Consider the following 19,625-nt stretch of genomic DNA (forward strand, 5'->3'; position numbering starts at 1 on the left):
GAGGGGAATTTCTTTATACTAAAAGATAAAAGTATTAATTAGATATTTCTAGATAATAAATAGATACATAAATAAAAGGAGCTAAATATATGTATAAAATCATGATTGTAGAAGATGACCAAAAAATTTCTAAACTACTTCAATCCCATATTAATAAGTACGGGTATGAAGGGAATATTACAGAGGATTTTGAAAATATTTTGGCTAACTTTGAAAAAATTCAACCTGATTTAGTTTTATTAGATGTAAATTTACCGAGTTTTGATGGTTTCTACTGGTGCAGACAAATTAGAACGGTCTCTACTTGTCCCATTATATTTATATCAGCACGTAGTGGAGAGATGGAGCAAGTTATGGCACTTGAACATGGTGCAGACGATTATATCACTAAACCGTTTCATTATGAAGTTGTAATGGCAAAAATCCGAAGTCATCTTCGAAGAATTTACGGAGAATACGCACCGAAAGCGGAAGAAAGAGTTGTTCAGCAATCCGGTTTAATACTTTATCCAGAAAAAATGGAATTAAAGCTAAATGATAGCATGTGTATACTGTCAAAAAAAGAAACTGCTTTACTAGAAACTCTCTTACGACAATCTCCTAGTATTGTTAGTCGAGAGAAAATCTTAGAAAAGCTTTGGGATGACTATACGTATGTAGATGATAATACGTTAAGTGTAAATGTTACACGTGTCCGAAAAAAATTAGAGGAAATCGGAATAAAAAATGCATTAGAAACAGTTCGTGGTGCTGGATATCGTTTGAAAATAACTTGGAAGAATGATGAGGTATAATAATGAATTTATTTTTACGTGAACATATCCCTTTCATCTGTTTCTCAATCATTCAGCTATTTGTCGTTCTAACTGTTTATTGGCTGGATGGATATAACCACTTATCTACTGCGTTATATAGTGTGTTTTTAGGAGGATGCTTTTTAATTGCGTTTTTACTTTATCGCTACTTTAGCCATCGTAGATTTTATAACAAATTATCCAACCCTTCTGAAACATTAGAGGACTCCTTAGAAGAACTCGATTCCACTCCATTATCAGTAGCACTTCAGCGTGTGTTAAAGACACAATACAGTCAATATCATCAACAGTTAAAGACTTGGGAATATAAACAAAAAGAGCACCTTACATTTATTAATCAATGGGTGCACCAGATGAAAACGCCTCTATCAGTTATTGAACTGATCACACAAGAAGAGAATGGGGAGGTTTTTGAAAGTATTGTGGAAGAAGTAGATCAAATACAGTACGGATTAGAAATGGTCTTATATATGGCGCGATTACAAACGTTTGAGCAAGATTTTTATGTGGAAAGAGTTTCGTTACAGGAAATCGTTCAAGAAGTAATCCGTGAAAATAAACGTCTGTTTATCCGTAGCTATGTTTATCCAGAAGTAAAAGTAAAACAAACTATTATGGTAGAAACCGATAGAAAGTGGCTTCGGTTTGTTATTCATCAAGTGATATCCAATGCCATTAAGTATTCAGCAGGAAGTAGAAAAAACGTTACTATTACTACATTAGAAGAAGAGCGCTCAGTAATCCTTGAAATACACGATCATGGTGTGGGAATTCCAAAAGAAGACCTCCCGAGAGTATTCCGCCCATTTTATACGGGAATAAACGGTCGGAAATTTAAGGAATCTACTGGGATGGGATTATATCTTGTGAAAAATATTATAAAAAGATTGGAACATGATATTGAAATAAAGTCGGAAGTAGGAAAAGGAACAACAATCTGTATTATTTTCCCTTATGCAAATCGTTAGAACGTTATTTAGTTTGACTTTTCAGAAATATTACAGACCTGTTAGATATATGAAAGGTTAATCGATATGAGAAGAAGGGACGCTTAGATAAACTTAGGTTATTAAAAGATAAAAAGGAGCAAAACGATATGGAAATATTAAAGGTCTGTGAACTGAGTAAAATCTATACAGGAAAGGTATCTTATGAAGCGCTCGCCGACATTAATTTGAGTGTGAAAAAAGGGGAGTTTGTAGGAATAATGGGACCATCAGGAAGTGGAAAAACTACTTTGTTGAACATGGTTTCTACTATTGATTCTCCCACATCAGGAGAAATATTGATTAATGGAGAAAATCCATATCAATTATCTCAAAATGAACTGGCATTATTTCGAAGACGTGAATTAGGTTTTGTGTTTCAAGCATTCAATCTTCTTACAACATTAACTGTAAAAGAAAATATTGTTCTTCCTCTGACGTTAGATGGTACTAAAGTTGAGGATATGAATCAGCGTGTAGAAGGTATTGCAGAAAAATTAGGCATTCAAGATATATTAAATAAACGAACATATGAAATATCGGGCGGACAAGCACAAAGAACAGCAATTGCACGTGCTCTAATTCATAAACCTAAATTATTACTTGCAGATGAGCCGACAGGAAACTTAGATTCAAAAGCGGCTAATGATGTAATGGAGTTATTAAAACGATTAAATAAAGAACAAGATGCAACAATGATGCTTGTTACGCACGATCCAGTGGCTGCAAGTTTTTGTGATCGCGTTGTATTTATTAAAGATGGAAAATTATATAACGAAATTTATAACGGAGAAAACCAACAAATGTTTTATCAAAAAATTATAGATGTACTTGCATTACTAGGAGGTCGTAAGCATGACTTTTCAAAGATTCGCTTTTAATAATATCATTCGAAGTAAGCGGACTTATGCTGCACACTTTCTAAGTAGCTCATTTTCAGTTATGGTTTTTTTCACATATTCACTCTTACTTTTTCATCCTGATTTACAAGGAGAACTAGCCTCCACAAGTAAAACAATGAGCCTTTTAGGAACAATGGGGATGCAAATCTCTCAATATCTCATTTTTGTATTTTCATTCTTCTTTCTTTTATATTCGGTGAGTTCTTTTTTAAAAACAAGAAAAAAAGAATTTGGAATTTTAATCATGCATGGTATGACACCGGCGCAGTTAAATAAATTAATTTTTTTAGAAAATATGTTAATTGGAGTCGCTTCAATTACATTTGGTATCTTAATTGGTTTGATATTTTCAAAGCTCAATTTATTGGCAAGTGAAAATATATTAGCGATTGATAAGGGTCTTCCTTTTTACGTTCCTATAAAAGCTGTCTTTACGACAACTGGCGCATTTTTGATTCTGTTTCTAGTCATTTCGTTGTTTACTTCTAAAATGGTAAAAGCAAACAAGTTAATTGATTTGATGAAATCAGAGGAAAAGCCAAAACCAGAGCCAAAGGCATCAAAAGCATTAGCATTTCTTTCCGTATTCTTCATTGGATTAGGGTATGGATGTGTGTTCTATTTCGTACTAGAAAGAAACTTCATTATGCCTTACTTACTTGGAGGGGTAGTCTTTGTAGTGATAGGGACATATTTTCTATTTTCACAGTTGAGCGTGTATGTAATACGTGTCTTAAAGAAAAAAGACACTTTGTTTTTTAATAAAACAAACCTTCTTACTATATCTGAATTGGCCTATCGTATGAAGGATAATGCAACTATGTTCTTTATGCTAGCGATTGTTTCCGCTGTGGCCTTCACAGGGATTGGTACATGCCTAGCAATGGGAAATAAGGGATTAACCGAAATGACCAACCCATTTGCATTTACCTATACTTCGTTAGGAGAAAATGCACAAGAAGAAGAGCACATTACAGAAATAAAAAAACAACTTACTCGCTCAAATTTCTCTTATCAGGTAGCGGTTACGAATCCTAAATTCACGGAAAATAATTTAGTGCTAATCAAAGTATCAGAGTATAACAAGTTTGCAAAAATTTTCGGATATGAAATGGAAAAGATGGATAACGATCAAGAAGCGATTATAGTACCCTCAATCATTTCGCAAAAAGAAAAGTATGCAAGAGGAAAAGATATACCCGAGAAAATAGATGTAGTACAGGAAAACTTAGAAATGTCCCTCCGGGTCAAGAAGGCGGTCCCACATATAGTTCTCCCAAATTCAATTGGAGCCATTATTGTTGTTTCGGATTCTCTGTACGATAAAATCCCTAATAGAAAGACGGAAGATGATTCTTACGTAATGAAAAGTCAATATGGTTTTGTCGTGGAAAATTGGGAGAAATCAAGAGTGGTTACAAAAAAATTAGAAGAAACAATGGGTAATCATAATTCGGTGCAAGCACATCATTATTTTAAAGCGTTGTATTCTGAATGGATTTCTTCGAAACAAGAGAACGGTATTTTACTTATTGTCAGTGTATTAGTAGGGATCGTATTCTTTACGTTTGCAGCCAGCCTATTATATTTCAGGCTATATGCAGATTTAGAAAGAGAACAACAACAATACGAAATGATTGCGAAGGTCGGTCTAAGTAGAAAAGAACTAAAGAAAATCGTAACACGACAGCTTATACTAATGTTCTTCTTGCCTATCATTATAGCGATTATTCATAGCGGGGTCGCTTTTATAGCCTTGCAACAGCTAATTGACTACTCAGTTTTAAAGATTTCGATTTTAATTATACTAGCCTTTATATCCATTCAAAGTGTGTACTTTTTCACTGTCCGTTGGCGTTATTTACAACGGTTATATAAAAAAATTATGTAGCGTATTGATAAAACAAGCAAAGAGGAGAAAAAGCAATGAAAAAAGTAATGAAAGTGTGCGTGGCAGGGATTGTATCTATTTCTATGTTAGGAGCTTGTTCTTTTGGGAAGAAAGAAGAACCAAGGAATGCCGCTTTATTAATTGGAGGAGAACAATCATTAAAAGGAATAGTAAATCAACATAAAAGTGAAATTAAGACCAACACTTTGTATAAAGTGAAGCAAGCAGAAATTGATGGTAAACAAGTATTAATGATGGATCAAAAAACAGCGAAAAAAATGGTTGGGTTAGGTGTATTAAGAGAGTCAGATAATGATGATGAAGTATGGAGTTCAGACCCAATTAAGTCAGTACCTTCAGTTCCAAAAGGTAAAGCTGTCTTACTAGCTAGTAAGAAAAATAAAAAAATCAAGGAATTAACAATTAATGAAAAGAAAATAGATGTCCAGTATGCTAGTGATACTTGGTTTGGTCACTATCGTAATCCAAATTACGAGGAATTGATTGTAATTGTTGATAATGCGACTTTCAATCAAATCCCTGTAAATGAAACATCAATGGAAATCCTTCATTTCAATAAATCGTATGGTGAAGATAGACCATATAACACAGATGATGTTACGGCTGTACAAGCAGAAACTGAATGGAAAAAACTCACTAAAACTATGGGGAGTCAAGTGGATGTATTAGATGCGGTTTCTATTATAAAAAAATAATAAAAATATATTTAATACAGAAAAACCAGGATGATTTTAAGAATTTATCCTGGTCTTTTTTATTACATTTTTTTAAGAAATATCATCTATCGAAAAAAAAGATAAACAATGGAACAAATGAAACTTGTATCATGTCTATATATTGAAACCATATTAAAAGTGAGGGCAGTTTTATGTTTATTCAAATAAGTTTGAGGTGTGGAAATGGAACAGAAGTTTATTGAAAAATGTAATCATGATGAGCTTGACTATGTTATAAAAGACTATTGGCAAGATGTATGGAATTATTCATTTATTATTACGAAAGATCCACACTTATCAGATGACATCACACAAGATGTATTTATTAAGGTTTTTAAACATTGGAATTCGTTTCGAAAGGAGTCATCTATTAAAACGTGGATATTAAAAATTACAAGAAATACGGCAATAAACTATTTGAAATCCTCTTATTTTAAAAGGATATCTTTAGTGGGATTTTTTAGTGACGATAAGCAATCTCCATCGGCAGAACAAGAATTTTTTAATCAAGAGGAAATGAATGATGTGTGGGATGTTGTATTAAAACTACCTAAAAAACACCGCGAAATACTAATATTGGACGCGAAATATGAATTATCTTATGAAGAAATGGCTGAAACATTAGGTGTATCCATTGGAACAGTCAAATCTAGGTTAAGCAGAGCAAGAAGTAAAGTTTCAAAATTAATAGGGGAGGGTAGAAGTGATGAACAATAAAAAAAATCCTGACTGGTATAGCAAATTAAAAAATGGACCAATGGAGCGTCGTAAAGATGAAGAAGCATTTATTTATAAAATAAAGCAATCGATATACCAAAATAGTGAAGTAGACTCTGTACCATACAAGAGACCATTTCGTAAAAAAGCATTGCCTATTGTAGTTGTTTTGGTTTGTACAATGTTATTTTTTATTGTTCAACAACCTTGGCTTGATGATAATAAATCACCGGTACAAAGTAGTACTCAAATTAAGCCTAAAACAAAAGATGAGTCTGCTCAAGATCCATCATTAAAACAATTTATGAATGAGTTATATCGAAGTACAAATTCAAAAAATGAAAATGACCTGTATAGAGCGTTAAATGATGAAGTTCTATTTAAAGGGAAAAGTTATCAGAAGGATGAATTGAAGTTTGATGAGGATATTTTTCATGAGTTGCAAGTCGCTCTTACAATGGGGGGAGAATTTGCAAATGATACAAAGAAAGCATACAAAGTACCAAGTGGATTGACAGAAAGTAACCAACCAAAGCAATCGCATTTTATATATGCAACTGTTACTGGAAATAAAACGAAAATTTTAGCTGAACCAAAACGAGAATCACAAGTTTTATATGAAGTATCTAATGAAATGGTAAAAGCTTTGATTCCAGAAAAAGTACGGAATGATGGATTTATAAAAGTATCGACAATTAACGGTCATACTGGATATGTACAAAAAGAGTATGTTTTAACTGATATTAAATATTCTTTCATATTTGAAAAGAATGATGAAGGTATATGGGAAATAACGAATATAGATTCTATATGGTAAAAGAGGAAGGTTCACTTTAATGAACCTTCCTCTTTATCTTTATCCTCTTTTTGAAGTGAATTCCAGCACTCTAAAATTTCTGATGTAACGAGAGCAGCAATATTTTTTTCCGAATTACTACCAGGAATAACGACAGAAATAGCAATTTTTGGATCTTCGGTAGGAGCATATGCAATGAAAAGAGAATGATTTATCATTCTTTCTTGCTCGTTCGGAGAGCCAGTTATCCCTGTTTTACCCGCGACATGAAAGGGCAAGTTTTTAATCTCCTCTATATTTTGACTCATCCCACCTTGCACGACACTCCAAAATTTCATAGGATAACGATTTGAACTTTCTAAGAGTGGTTTAAACTTTTTTGTTTCCTTATCGTCTTGACCAATAATAACACTTACGATTTGAGGTTTATATTTATCACCTTTACTTGCCAAAGTTGCTGCATATTGAGCAAGTTGTAGAGGGGTGTGTACTTCATTTCCTCCCCAAGATGCATTTAATAAAGCAGAGATTCCATTTTCAAACTTATTAGATGGATGAAATTCATATTCTCCGTCTTCTTCAAAGGGTAAATCAATACCAGTTTTAGAGCGGAGGCCAAATTGCTTTAAATAATCTGTCCATATATTTGCTACTTTTTCTATATTCCCATTATTTCGGTTGAATAAGGGGAGAGCTACTTTTGCCGTCATAAATGTATTTGATGAATTAATGATAGCTTGAATCGGTGTAATTTCACCTGTTGGTGTTCCAGGAGCATTAGTGATGTTATTTTGATTATCATACTGAAAACTACCATTATCCAAATATGTATCCTCAGGTTGAAAGAGCTTTTCGTTTAATCCGATTAAAATAGTAAGTGGCTTTATAGTAGAGGCCATATTTACATAAGATTCACCATACTTTAATTTTTGAATTGCTTTATTTTGCGAAAGGGATTTAATGTTTTCTTTTTTAGATGATACATGTGTATTTAATATATTTGGATCAAAAACTGCCGAATTGGCCATAGTTAATATTGCGCCAGTTTTTACATCGGTTACTACTGCATAACCAGCATTAGCATCAGGTACTTTCTTAATTTGAGATCTTAGTGCTTCCTCTGTTTTTTGCTGCAATTTAGAGTCTAAAGCTAGCCGGACATCTTTTCCTTTTTGTACTTTTTGAATGTTCCATAAGAACTTTTTATTATTCATTTTAAAAATCAGAGTTTTTCCGGGTTTTCCTTTTAAATCATTTTCATATTGAAACTCAATCCCACTTTTACCAACAGGTACATTTTTAGAATTAAGGTCATTTTCTACATACCCAATTACTTGTGAAGCAATTTCGTTCTTTGGATAATATCGAATGAATTCGTCTTTGATCACTACATTTTTAGGTTTATTCTTGCTTATGAATGAAATTTCATTTTTATTTATATCAGAGTATAAGGATATTTCATTCATAGTCTGCTTATTACAGGATTGTTGTAATTGAGATTTTATGTCCTCTGTAGAAATGTCATGTTGAAACTCGTTTGAAAATTGATTGAAAAAAGCTAATGTGTTTGATGTATCTTTATTCGATAGTTTTTCATCATTAGAAGTGCAATATAGAGACTTAACTTTCTTATTTGTAGCTAGTATTACACCATTTTGATCAAAAATTTTTCCTCTTTCAGCTGAAGAAGTTGCGATAGTAATTGAAATGAAGTTGATTTTTAATAAAATTAGTAAAATCAAACTTACAATAGAAAGAACCGCAAAAAATCTCCATCTTTTCGTATGTAACATATAACCCTCCCTTATGTAGCCTATTCCATCTTATAGTTAATTTTTTTTTTTGTAAATGTGGAACAACTTTATTACTTAGGTTGTCTATTAAGTATTACAGCATGAAGAAAGGAACAATCAGTATGAAAAAAAGTACATGTTAATAGTAAGTCTATGTGTAAGTTTAATATGAGTCATTATACAGTTTAGCATTTCTAATGCAGGCGACAAAAAAATAGAGAAAAAAACAGGAAGGGAGATTTATCAATTACGCGGCTAAACCAAAAGGAATGGATGCTTACAAGGATTTAACAAAAAAGATAAGACACTATTATAACTGAATAGTGGTTTCTAATATATAGGGAACGCTTTTAGTATATTTATTTACTAAGTATTAGTGAGGATTTCCTGAAGAATTATATGGAGGATTTATGAAAGAACAAAAAGTAAAGAAACAGAAGACATATATATCTATTCGATTGAATATAATGTTCCTTTGCATATTTGTACTATTCTCAGCTATTATTATGCAGCTAGGAAAAGTACAAATCGTTGAGGGAGAGGCTTATAAGAACCAAGTGGAAAACAGTCAAAATGAAACAACTAGTATACCAGTTCCACGTGGACAGATTCTAGATCGAGAAGGGAAAACGGTCGTTAATAATAAATCTCTTCGCGCAATTACGTATACAAGGGTAAAGGGGATTACGAGTGAAGATATTTTAAAAACAGCAAAAGACTTGGCGAAGGTACTTGAAATGCCTGAGCAAGATATAAATAAATTAACCGATATCGATAAAAAAGATTTCTGGATGCAATTGAATACGAAACGTGCGGAATCAAAGATTACTAAAAACGACATAGGAAAGTTTAAAGAAAAGGGAATAGAGGGAAAAGAACTAGACAAAAAAATTCAAGACTTAAGACGAAGTCGCGTTACAGAAGTAGAATTGGCAGAATTAACAGCACAAGATTTAAAGGTGTTATCTATTAAAAGTAAAATGAGTTCAGGTTATCAACTGACACCACAAATTATAAAAAAAGATGTGACAGATCAAGAATATGCGCGGATAAGTGAAAAACTTGCGGAATTTCCAGGAGTAGATACAACAGTTGATTGGGAACGTAATTATGTAAATGGTAATTTATTTCGTTCCGTGTTAGGTAATATTACAAGTAGTGAAGAAGGATTACCGAAAGAAAACTTAGATTCTTATTTGGTACGTGGATATAACCGTAATGATCGTGTAGGAAAAAGTTATATTGAACAACGATATGAAGATGTATTACACGGCACAAAAGAAGAAGTGAAAAACATTACTGATAAATCAGGAAACATTATAAACACAGAAATAATCTCTAAAGGAAAAAGTGGTAGTAGTTTAACATTAACGATTGATATGGAATTACAAAAGAAAGTGGAAGAAAGTATAGAGAAAAATTTGAGAGCTTTTAAGAGTTCAGAGCCATTGTTGGACCGAGCGTTTGTCGTCATGACAAATCCAAATAACGGACAGATTTTATCTATGGCAGGCAAAAAGATTGTAGAAAAAGAAGGGAAAATAGAGATTGAGGATTTGGCATTAGGTAACATGACAACTTCGTATGAGCTAGGATCAGCTGTAAAAGGCGCAACGTTATTAACTGGATATGAGACAGGGGCAATACAGCCAGGAGATCAATTTTATGATGCACCGATGAAATTTAAAGGTACACAAGCCAAGAAATCATGGAATGTATCCGGATTTGGTAATATTAATGATTTACGAGCTTTACAAGTATCTTCGAATGTATACATGTTCCAGACAGCTTTAAAAATTGCGGGAGTTAATTACGTACCGAATGGTTCATTGGATATTAAACAAGAAGCATTTGATAAAATGCGTTATTATTTTAAACAATTTGGTTTAGGGGTACCAACAGGTATTGATTTACCGAATGAAATAATTGGGCAAACGAGAAAAGTAGATAGTCAACCTGGGTTTTTACTAGATTTTTCTATCGGTCAGTATGATACGTATACGCCATTGCAATTGGCACAATATATTTCAACTATTGCAAATGGTGGATATAGAATGCAACCCCAAATTGTACAAGAAATACGAGAGCAATCAATAAAAGAAGAAGAGGTCGGTAAAGTTATACGCTCTATAGAGCCTGTCGTATTAAATCGAGTTGATATGAAGAAAGAACATATTGATCGGATAAAAGAAGGTTTTAGATGGGTATTCCAAGAAGGTGATGGAACTGGCGTGAAGTATTTCAAAAATGCGCCATATAAACCAGCAGGAAAGACAGGGACAGCTCAAACTGTATATGGTGGAGATGATCCAATTGGTAGAAATGCAAAAGGAGAACGTATGGAATGTTACAACTTAACATTAGTTGGATATGCTCCATATGATAATCCAGAAGTAGCATTTTCTGTAGTAGTCCCATGGCTTCATGATGATAAAAATGGAATTAATTCTATAATTGGAAAGGAAATTTTAGATGTATACTTTGATTTAAAAAAGCAACGTATACATGGTGAAGCTGCTAGTACAGATAGTTCGAATCAAAATTAGTAAAATTTGTGCACTTTTCTCAGGGGAAGAGACCCTGTTTATATAAAAGCCTTTATAAGTTAAAGAAAAAGGAAGATTTGAAATAAGAGATAGCGGCTATCATAGTTGCTATCTCTTACTTTTGTTAATATCTTGGCTACTAGTTAAAAAGGTTTTAAATTTATGGAACAAACTTGTTTCTTAGATGGTCTATTATGTGTACGTATAAAAACAGGTTTTCAAATAGGATACAGTGTATTGAATTTACTACTTGTTTTCAGTATTGAAAATTTGAAAGGAATGATGATTTTGAAAAACAAGAGGATGCTAAAAATAGGTTTATGTGTTGGTATATTAGGTTTAAGTCTTACAAGCCTAGAAGCTTTTACAGGAGGGGCATTGCAAGTTGAAGCGAAAGAAAAGACCGGACCAGTTAAACATAAAAATCATGCGACGTATAAAGAATTCTCTCAACTTGAGAAAAAATTTGATGCTCGATTAGGTGTGTATGCTATTGATACTGGTACAAATCGAACAATTGCTTATCGACCTAACGAAAGATTTGCCTTTGCATCAACCTACAAGGCATTAGCGGCAGGAGTATTGCTACAGCAAAACTCAACTGAGAAATTAAATGAAGTTATCACTTATACGAAAGACGACTTGGTGGAATATTCACCCATTACAGAGAAACATGTAGATACAGGCATGAAACTTGGGGAAATTGCAGAGGCGGCTGTTCGTTCCAGTGATAATACCGCCGGGAACATTTTATTTAATAAAATAGGTGGACCTAAAGGATATGAAAAAGCACTTAGACAGATGGGTGATCGGGTTACTATGGCTGATCGCTTTGAGCCAGAGTTAAACGAAGCTACTCCAGGAGACATTCGTGACACTAGTACAGCGAAAGCCATTGCTACCAATCTTAAGGCTTTTACGGTCGGAAATGCACTTCCAGCTGATAAACGTAAAATTCTTACAGAGTGGATGAAAGGAAATGCTACAGGAGACAAACTTATTCGTGCAGGCGTACCAACTGACTGGGTAGTTGGAGATAAATCAGGAGCTGGAAGTTATGGGACACGAAATGATATTGCTATCGTTTGGCCGCCTAATAGAGCACCCATTATCATCGCAATTTTATCTAGTAAAGATGAGAAAGAGGCTACCTATGATAATCAACTAATTGCAGATGCAGCTGAAGTTATAGTTAAGGCTCTTAAATGATAATTTCTCAATTCTTTTTGTAATGTAATTGAAAATAGGAACCTAGAAAGCGATTCTTTTTACTGTGAAAAGAATCGCTTTTTTGTATTCCTATAATGAGTAGTAAGTATATAAGCGAAAATTATTATTTCATGGACAATTTATCCCCTAAAGTGCATGAGGGAAATTTTCTCCTGTGGTGTTCGTAGCAATATGATTATTATGTATACGATAATAATATTTTGGAGTAGTTAAGCTAGATACTCCTATATGGATATGTAATTTTACATATCCATATAAAAGACACATATGTGTTAATCACTATTAAATTATATTGAAATCATTTTTAAGTAAGGGATTCATATAGATTTAAGGGAATCAAAGAATTTTTATGTTTAATTATCATAGTATAATTATTTCACTTTATGAAATGAAATTTGTATTTAACTTTTTTAAACATAATATTTTTAAATTCGAATAATAAATATCTGAAAAATTAAATTTAATCAATGTGATTTTCAGGTTTACTTATGAAAAACATAGTGTTTAAAATGAGGGAGAAGTAAGGTCCTTATATTCTATCAAAAATAAATAAAAAACGAGATACGATTACTCTATCAAAAAAATTTCTATCCTCAAGTGTGTGTGATGAAATCCTAACGTTAGGTTGTACAAAATTTACGATTAAAACTGTAAAAAACAATAGTGAAGAGGTGTACGGAATGAAGAATAAAATTATGACAGGATTTTTAATAACATCAATCGTTACTGGAGCGACTATTCCTATCAATACTCTCGCAATGCCAATCGTTCAGGCAGAAACGAAACAAGATAATATAGATATTTCCTCAGCATTACGAAAAATAGGTGCACACTCCAAATTAACACAAACCTTTATAGATGGAGCCTTAGTAAGTCCGAATGTGCAACTTGAAGAAGTTCCATCTTTAAATACAACTCAATTTCTAATTAAACAAGATATGAAAGAGTGGTCATCAGAACTATATCCAAAATTAATTCTACTAAATTCAAAAAGTAAAGGATTTGCAACGAATTTTAATAGCTATTATCCAACATTAAAAGGATTTGTAGATAATAAGGAAGATAAAGAAGGGTTTTTAGATAGACTGGAAGTTCTTCAAGATATGACTATAACAAACCAAAAAAACGTGCAACGTCAGATTAATGAGTTAACAGATCTTAAACTACAGGTAGATAAGAAGTTGAAAAATCTTGATACGGATGTGGTAAAAGCACAGAGTGTACTTAGTTCAGAGGGAACAGGAAAAATAGACAAGTTAAAAAATGAAATGCTAAATACAAAAAAGTTAATTCAAAATGATTTACAGCAAATAGCATTATTACCAGGAGCTTTAAATGAACAAGGGCTAAAGGTATTCCAAGAAATTTATAGTCTATCAAAAGATATCATTGAACCGGCTGCTCAAACAGCGGTAGTAGCGTATAACAAAGGAAAAGAAATAAACAATGCTATTGTAGAAGCAGAGAAGAAAGCAGAGCAAGAAGCAACAGAAAAGGGAAAATCAGCTATAGAAATTGAAGTTGCCAAAAAAGAAGCACGTGAAACGATAGAGAAAAGTAAAAAAGGTGAAATTGCTGCAGCTGCAGTTACAAAAACGAAAGAGTATGATCTTATGAAAGTGATTGATCCTGAAAAAATTAAAAAAACATATAGTACCTTTGCCGAAATTAATAAACTAACAGCAGAGCAAAGAGTATATTTAAATGATTTAGAGAAACAAAATCAGAAATTATATGACTTAACAACTAAATTAACAGTAGCAGATTTACAAAAATCAATGATTCTTTTCATGCAAAATGATTTGCATACATTTGCTAATCAAGTAGATGGAGAAATTGAGCTAATGAAACGTTATAAAGAGGATTTGAATCTAATAAATAATAGTATTACAAAATTATTGACTGAAGTTGATACTAGTAACACTCAGTCTCAAAAAGATACATTAAGACGACTAAAAAATGTAACAAATCAACTCGAAGAACAAGTTTATAAATTTTAATATTAAGAATTTAGGTTTAATAAAAAGATAATAACTCAATTGAAAATAAGGAGGAGAATCAAATAATGAAATTTCCATTTAAGGTCATAACTTTGGCCACTTTAGCAACGGTTATAACTGCTACGAATGGTAGTACTATTCACGCACTTGCACAAGAACAGACAGCACAAGAACAGAAAATAGAAAATTATGCGTTAGGACCTGAAGGGTTAAAGAAAGTGTTGGCTGAAACAGGCTCTCATATTCTTGTAATGGATTTGTACGCAAAAACAATGATTAAGCAACCGAATGTAAATTTATCCAACATTGATTTAGGTTCAGGAGGGGGAGAATTAATCAAAAACATTCACCTGAATCAGGAACTGTCACGAATCAATGCAAATTACTGGCTAGATACAGCGAAGCCAAACATTCAAAAGACAGCACGTAATATTGTAAATTATGATGAACAATTTCAAAATTATTACGACACACTAGTAGATACTGTAAAAAAGAAAGATAAGGCGGGCCTCAAAGAAGGAATAGGGGATTTAGTCGGTACAATTCATACAAATTCAAATGAAGTTACGGAAGTTATTAAGATGTTAGAAGCTTTCAAAACAAAGTTGTATACAAATACTGTAGATTTTAAAAATAATGTTGGAGGTCCAGATGGACAAGGGGGATTAACGGCTATATTAGCGGGAAAACAAGCACTAGTCCCACAACTTCAGGCCGAAATTGAGAATTTACGTTCTACGCAGAAAGCACATTTTGATAATGTATTAGCCTGGTCAATTGGTGGTGGATTAGGAGCAGCTATTTTAGTTATTGGAACGATTGCAGGAGCGGTAGTAATTGTTGTGACCGGTGGCACAGCGACACCAGCTGTTGTTGGTGGTCTAACAGCTCTAGGGGCAGCTGGTATCGGTTTAGGAACAGCAGCTGGTGTTGAGGCATCTAATCATATGAACTCCTATAATGAAATTTCGAATAAAATTGGAGAATTAAGTATGAAAGCTGATTTAGCTAACCAAGCAGTTATTTCACTTACTAATACAAAAGACACTTTAACATATTTGTATCAAACAGTTGATCAAGCAATTATGTCTCTAACAAGTATTCAGCAACAATGGAATACGATGGGAGCGAATTATAAAGATCTATATGATAATATCGACCAAATGCAAGAACATAAACTTTCTTTAATACCTGATGATTTAAAGGCTGCAAAACAAAGTTGGAATGATATTCATAAGGATGCAGAATTCATTTCAAAAGACATTGCTTTTAAACAAGAAAAAACAAATTAAAAATCAATATATATGTATAGGAGGAATTAAAATGAATAAAAACTTTCCTTATAAACTACTTGCTGTATCGACGTTTTTAACTCTGACAACAACTACTGTAGTTTCTCCAGTGGCAGCCTTCGCAAGTGAAAGTAAAATGGAACAAACTAGTACCGAAGATATATCTCTTTCTGTAAACAGCGAAAAGATGAAAAAAGCTTTGCAAGATGCTGGGGTATTTGCAAAATCCATGAATGATTACTCTTATTTGTTAATTAAAAACCCAGATGTTAACTTTGAAGGCATTGACATTAAAGGATATACAAATCTACCTAGTCAAATTCTACAAGATCAAAAGAATGCAAGAGAGCATGCTACGAAATGGGATTCACACATAAAAAAACAACTTTTAGATACACTGACGGGGATTGTAGAGTATGATACTAAATTCGACAATTATTATGACACATTAGTAGAAGCGATTAATGAAGGGGATGCAGACACATTAAAAGAAGGCATGACAGATTTACAAGGTGAGATTAAACAAAATCAAGCATATACACAGAATTTAATACAAGAACTAGCTAAGCTAAGAGATAGTATTGGAGAAGATGTCCGGGCATTTGGAGGTCATAAAGATATTTTGCATTCGATTCTGAAAAACCAAGCATCTGGAATTGATGAAGATGAAAAGCGCCTAAATGAAGTTTTAGAGCAAGTAAGACATTTTAAACAAGTAGAATCAGATGGAATAATAACTGTATCAATTCCCTCAATTCCTACGTGGATTGCTGGTGGTGTAATGATAGGGGTAGCAAGAAATAATTTAGGTACGTTAGAGCCGTTGTTAGCACAATTACGTCAGACTATAGATTATAAAGTAACATTAAATCGTGTAGTTGGTGTTGCGTATAATAATATTAATGAAATGCACAATGCGATTGGATCGGCTATTAATGCACTTACCTATATGTCTGCACAATGGCATGATTTAGATTCTCAATATTCGGGAGTGCTTAGTCATATTGATAAAGCATCCCAAAAAGCGGATCAAAATAAATTCAAATTCCTAAAACCTAATTTGAATGCAGCGAAAGATAGTTGGAAAACATTGAGAGCGGATGCGTTTACATTAAAAGAAGGGATAAAAACATTAAAAATGGATCCTGTTTCTTCAAAAAAATAGCGGAATACAGTATTTGTTGCAAGGGCATTTATACAGTTATAAAATGATTTTTTGTTCTTTATAAATTGAAAAGACGGAGGTATCATCAGGCCTCTGTCTTTTATTTTATTGAAATATTTTTATAATTCCATCCTATATGTAGAAAGTAGTTATACAAGTTTGAATTTTTAAGGTGAATGATTTTTATGAATTTTTCCATAAAACCTGATCTATGATTAGTGAGCTTTATATTCTTATTTTCCTAATTGAATACTTTTATAGAATTAGATGGAAGTTAAGAATGCTAAATCAAAACATAATAGGTTGTTATCGATAAGTTTATCCTAAAGTTGTTATTTTATGTGTCATCAAATAACATTTATAAACAATTAGAAATAAAGAAAAGGAGACTATTATGAGAAAAAATAGAGTATTAGATACAACATAAATAGCGTAAAAAATTTTTGGTGTAAAAACGTAATAAGTAAAATAATAATCCTTAAATGTACTAAGGGAAAATGAGGGAGATAATATGGGGAATAACTCAAAATATAAAACTAGAAAAATACTTGCAGCTACCGCTACAGTAACTATGCTTACGACTGGAATGGTTTCTTCATCAGATGTCTTTGCAGAGGAAACAAAGCAGCAAAAAAAAATATCGACATCACTGCAAGAGGAAAAGTCAGTTAAATCAGAAAACAGAATATATACAGTCCCAGGAAAAGGGGATGTTGAGGTACTGAAACAACAGGAAAGAAAAAGTATGGCATTTAGTCCATATGAACCCACTGGTTTATATGCAAAGCCAAATGAACAAATAACGATTAATGTAGAAGGAAATCAAAATATTCAAGCATACATTGGAACGTATTCGTATGATGCTTCTTGGAGAGATGATTCTAAAATAAAATCATTTACATTAAAACCTGGTATAAACACAATCCAATCTCCAAATGGGGGGATGATTTATTTTTATAATAAACAACAAGGTGGTACCATTCGAACAACAGTCACAACAGGTGGAACGACTACTCCTTTTTTTGAACTAGGAAAGCATACGAAACAAGATTTAATAAACATGCTGGACCAATATCCCAATGCACATGCAGTGGAGTTAAAAGGAGAACGTGTATTAATTACGGCCAGCCCTGCACGTGTTAAGAAATATTTGTTAGGTTCTAATACAGATCCTGTACAACTCTTAAAAAAGATGGATGAAGCTACTCGAATTCAAGACAAAGTAGCTGGTTTATCCGAGGAACAAGTAGATAAACATTATATTCATTACGTAGAAGAAAATCATTCTCCCGATTATTATATGTATGCAACTTCTTATCGAACCGCATATGTAGGAGATGCAATCCAATACGTGTTAGATATTAATAAATTTATAAAAGATGGCTGGGGTCCTTGGCATGAGGCAGGGCATTTGAGACAGCAATCACCTTGGAAGTTTTATAATATGACAGAAGTACAAAATAATATTTACAGCCTTTCTGTAGAAAAAGCATTTACATCTAATCAATCTTTTAGATTGCAACAGGAGGGCGCTTATACTAAGGCATTTCAATACTTAGAACAACCTAATAAAAATTATGACGAAGTTAGTGATGTTTTTGTTAAGCTTGTTATGCTTTGGCAACTACAGTTAGCATATGGAGAGGACTTCTATCCTAAATTGCATCAATTGTATAGAGACATGTCTTCAAGTGAACTTCCACAAACTGATGAAAATAAAAAACAATTATTTATGATTTCGGCATCAAAAGTAGCCAAACAAAATTTGATACCTTTCTTTGAGAAGTGGGGATTGCGTCCAAATAACAATACCATTCAAAAAGTGGCTGCATTAGGATATCCAATTTTAACAGCAGAGATTTGGAAGGGTACGGATTCTAATCCAATTAAACCAGATGTGCCTAATGAAAATAATATTTTAGAAGGAAGCCAATTTTCATGGTCACTAAAAGGGATTAGTGATTTCGAATTTGCTAAAATCAATTTCAATAAGTCGACAGAAGAAATGCAAATTGACTTAAAAGCAGGCGTACCGCATCATTATTTTAATGAAACATATGCGAGTATTAAAGTGCAAAATGCATCAGGAAAAGTAGTATACAAGAAAGACATTTATGGAAACAAGCAACAAAATGCTGAATCGCAAAAAGTTCCAGTCAAAGTAGGGGATTATATTGAGTTAACACATCTAGAAGGTGTGCATAGAGCTACTTTCACAAATGTAGATAATAGTAAACAAGAAAGCTTTGGAAAAAAAGCAATGTACGAAGTTACAAAAGAAGGTCTGAAGAAAGTAGAAAAAATGCCAGAAACAACGGTTTTAGACGGAAATCAATTTGGTTGGTCTTTAAAAGGATATAGTGATAGAGAAATTGCAAAAGTAAATTATAATAGGGTAACAGAGAAAATACAGGTGAATTTAGAAGCAGGCGTACCACATTCTTATTTTAATAATACGTATGCAAGTATCAAAGTACAGAATTCATCCGGTAGTGTTGTGTACAATAAGGAAATAGTGGGAAATAGACAGCAAACTGCTGAAAGACAAACTGTGCCAGTCAAAGTGGGAGATTATATCGAGTTTACCCATATAGAAGGGGAAGCAGTAAAGGAAAAGACACGGGCTACACTTATTAACCTTGAGAATAGTAAACAGGAATATATAGGTAAAAAAAGAACCTATCAAGTTACTTCTACGGGATTAAGCAAAATAGATTAATATGAATAAACTTCAAATTATTAGTAAGATGCCAAA

General features: G+C 32.8%; 14 protein-coding genes and 1 pseudogene. 13 read left to right on the plus strand and 2 right to left on the minus strand.

What is annotated here, in order from left to right:
• Positions 1-89 precede the first annotated feature (89 nt).
• The 7 genes from MKY90_RS12430 to MKY90_RS12460 all read left to right on the plus strand — a co-directional run bounded on the left by MKY90_RS12430 (position 90) and on the right by MKY90_RS12460 (position 6,865).
• On the plus strand, positions 90-794 hold the full coding sequence (locus tag MKY90_RS12430) for a response regulator transcription factor (RefSeq protein ID WP_016120219.1): 705 nt from the start codon (positions 90-92) through the stop codon (positions 792-794).
• A 2-nt stretch (positions 795-796) separates the two neighbouring features.
• Positions 797-1,783: a sensor histidine kinase gene (locus MKY90_RS12435; RefSeq protein ID WP_215599655.1), complete on the plus strand. Its 987-nt coding sequence runs from the start codon at positions 797-799 to the stop codon at positions 1,781-1,783.
• Positions 1,784-1,911: 128 nt separating this feature from the next.
• A complete protein-coding gene (locus MKY90_RS12440; protein WP_002017024.1) occupies positions 1,912-2,682 on the plus strand; it encodes an ABC transporter ATP-binding protein in 771 nt (256 codons plus the stop codon).
• Positions 2,657-4,594 (plus strand): FtsX-like permease family protein, encoded by a 1,938-nt coding sequence (locus tag MKY90_RS12445; RefSeq protein ID WP_098168214.1) that lies wholly within the window; start codon positions 2,657-2,659, stop codon positions 4,592-4,594. The genes MKY90_RS12440 and MKY90_RS12445 overlap by 26 nt, the downstream gene beginning before the upstream one ends.
• A gap of 35 nt (positions 4,595-4,629) precedes the next feature.
• Positions 4,630-5,310, plus strand: coding sequence for a lipoprotein BA_5634 family protein (locus MKY90_RS12450; protein WP_016101987.1), 681 nt, complete (start codon positions 4,630-4,632; stop codon positions 5,308-5,310).
• Between the two features lie 204 nt (positions 5,311-5,514).
• A complete protein-coding gene (locus MKY90_RS12455) occupies positions 5,515-6,048 on the plus strand; it encodes an RNA polymerase sigma factor (RefSeq protein WP_002127457.1) in 534 nt (177 codons plus the stop codon).
• Positions 6,038-6,865, plus strand: a complete 828-nt coding sequence (locus MKY90_RS12460; RefSeq protein ID WP_199663247.1) for an SH3 domain-containing protein — start codon at positions 6,038-6,040, stop codon at positions 6,863-6,865. The genes MKY90_RS12455 and MKY90_RS12460 overlap by 11 nt, the downstream gene beginning before the upstream one ends.
• Positions 6,866-6,876: 11 nt before the next feature.
• Here MKY90_RS12460 and MKY90_RS12465 read toward each other — a convergent pair whose 3' ends face one another.
• Positions 6,877-8,637: a peptidoglycan D,D-transpeptidase FtsI family protein gene (locus MKY90_RS12465; RefSeq protein ID WP_215599654.1), complete on the minus strand. Its 1,761-nt coding sequence runs from the start codon at positions 8,635-8,637 to the stop codon at positions 6,877-6,879.
• 410 nt (positions 8,638-9,047) lie between these two features.
• Between MKY90_RS12465 and MKY90_RS12470 the strand changes: the two genes are divergently transcribed.
• Both MKY90_RS12470 and bla read left to right on the plus strand, forming a co-directional pair.
• Positions 9,048-11,183 carry a peptidoglycan D,D-transpeptidase FtsI family protein gene (locus MKY90_RS12470; protein ID WP_215599653.1) on the plus strand — a complete coding sequence of 712 codons (2,136 nt, stop codon included), beginning with the start codon at positions 9,048-9,050 and terminating at the stop codon, positions 11,181-11,183.
• Between the two features lie 282 nt (positions 11,184-11,465).
• Entirely contained in the window at positions 11,466-12,392 is a 927-nt protein-coding gene (gene bla, locus MKY90_RS12475) for a class A beta-lactamase Bla1 (protein WP_176127024.1), read from the plus strand.
• 7 nt (positions 12,393-12,399) lie between these two features.
• On the opposite strand, the pseudogene MKY90_RS30420 reads toward bla, so the two are convergent.
• A pseudogene (locus tag MKY90_RS30420) lies at positions 12,400-12,486 on the minus strand (undecaprenyl-diphosphatase); the annotation flags it as partial.
• 607 nt (positions 12,487-13,093) lie between these two features.
• Here MKY90_RS30420 and hblC point away from each other — a divergent pair.
• The 4 genes from hblC to MKY90_RS12495 all read left to right on the plus strand — a co-directional run bounded on the left by hblC (position 13,094) and on the right by MKY90_RS12495 (position 19,589).
• The gene (gene hblC, locus MKY90_RS12480; protein ID WP_215599652.1) at positions 13,094-14,413 is read left to right on the plus strand and encodes a hemolysin BL lytic component L2; all 1,320 of its coding nucleotides are present in this window, start codon (positions 13,094-13,096) and stop codon (positions 14,411-14,413) included.
• A 62-nt stretch (positions 14,414-14,475) separates the two neighbouring features.
• Positions 14,476-15,705 carry a hemolysin BL lytic component L1 gene (hblD, locus tag MKY90_RS12485; RefSeq protein ID WP_176523434.1) on the plus strand — a complete coding sequence of 410 codons (1,230 nt, stop codon included), beginning with the start codon at positions 14,476-14,478 and terminating at the stop codon, positions 15,703-15,705.
• A 31-nt stretch (positions 15,706-15,736) separates the two neighbouring features.
• Positions 15,737-16,870 carry a hemolysin BL binding component B gene (gene hblA / locus MKY90_RS12490; RefSeq protein ID WP_002141823.1) on the plus strand — a complete coding sequence of 378 codons (1,134 nt, stop codon included), beginning with the start codon at positions 15,737-15,739 and terminating at the stop codon, positions 16,868-16,870.
• Between the two features lie 511 nt (positions 16,871-17,381).
• The gene (locus tag MKY90_RS12495) at positions 17,382-19,589 is read left to right on the plus strand and encodes a M60 family metallopeptidase (RefSeq protein WP_215599651.1); all 2,208 of its coding nucleotides are present in this window, start codon (positions 17,382-17,384) and stop codon (positions 19,587-19,589) included.
• The last annotated feature ends 36 nt before the right edge of the window (positions 19,590-19,625 follow it).

The organism is Bacillus sp. FSL P2-0099 (assembly GCF_038007445.1).
Lineage (GTDB): Bacteria > Bacillota > Bacilli > Bacillales > Bacillaceae_G > Bacillus_A > Bacillus_A mycoides.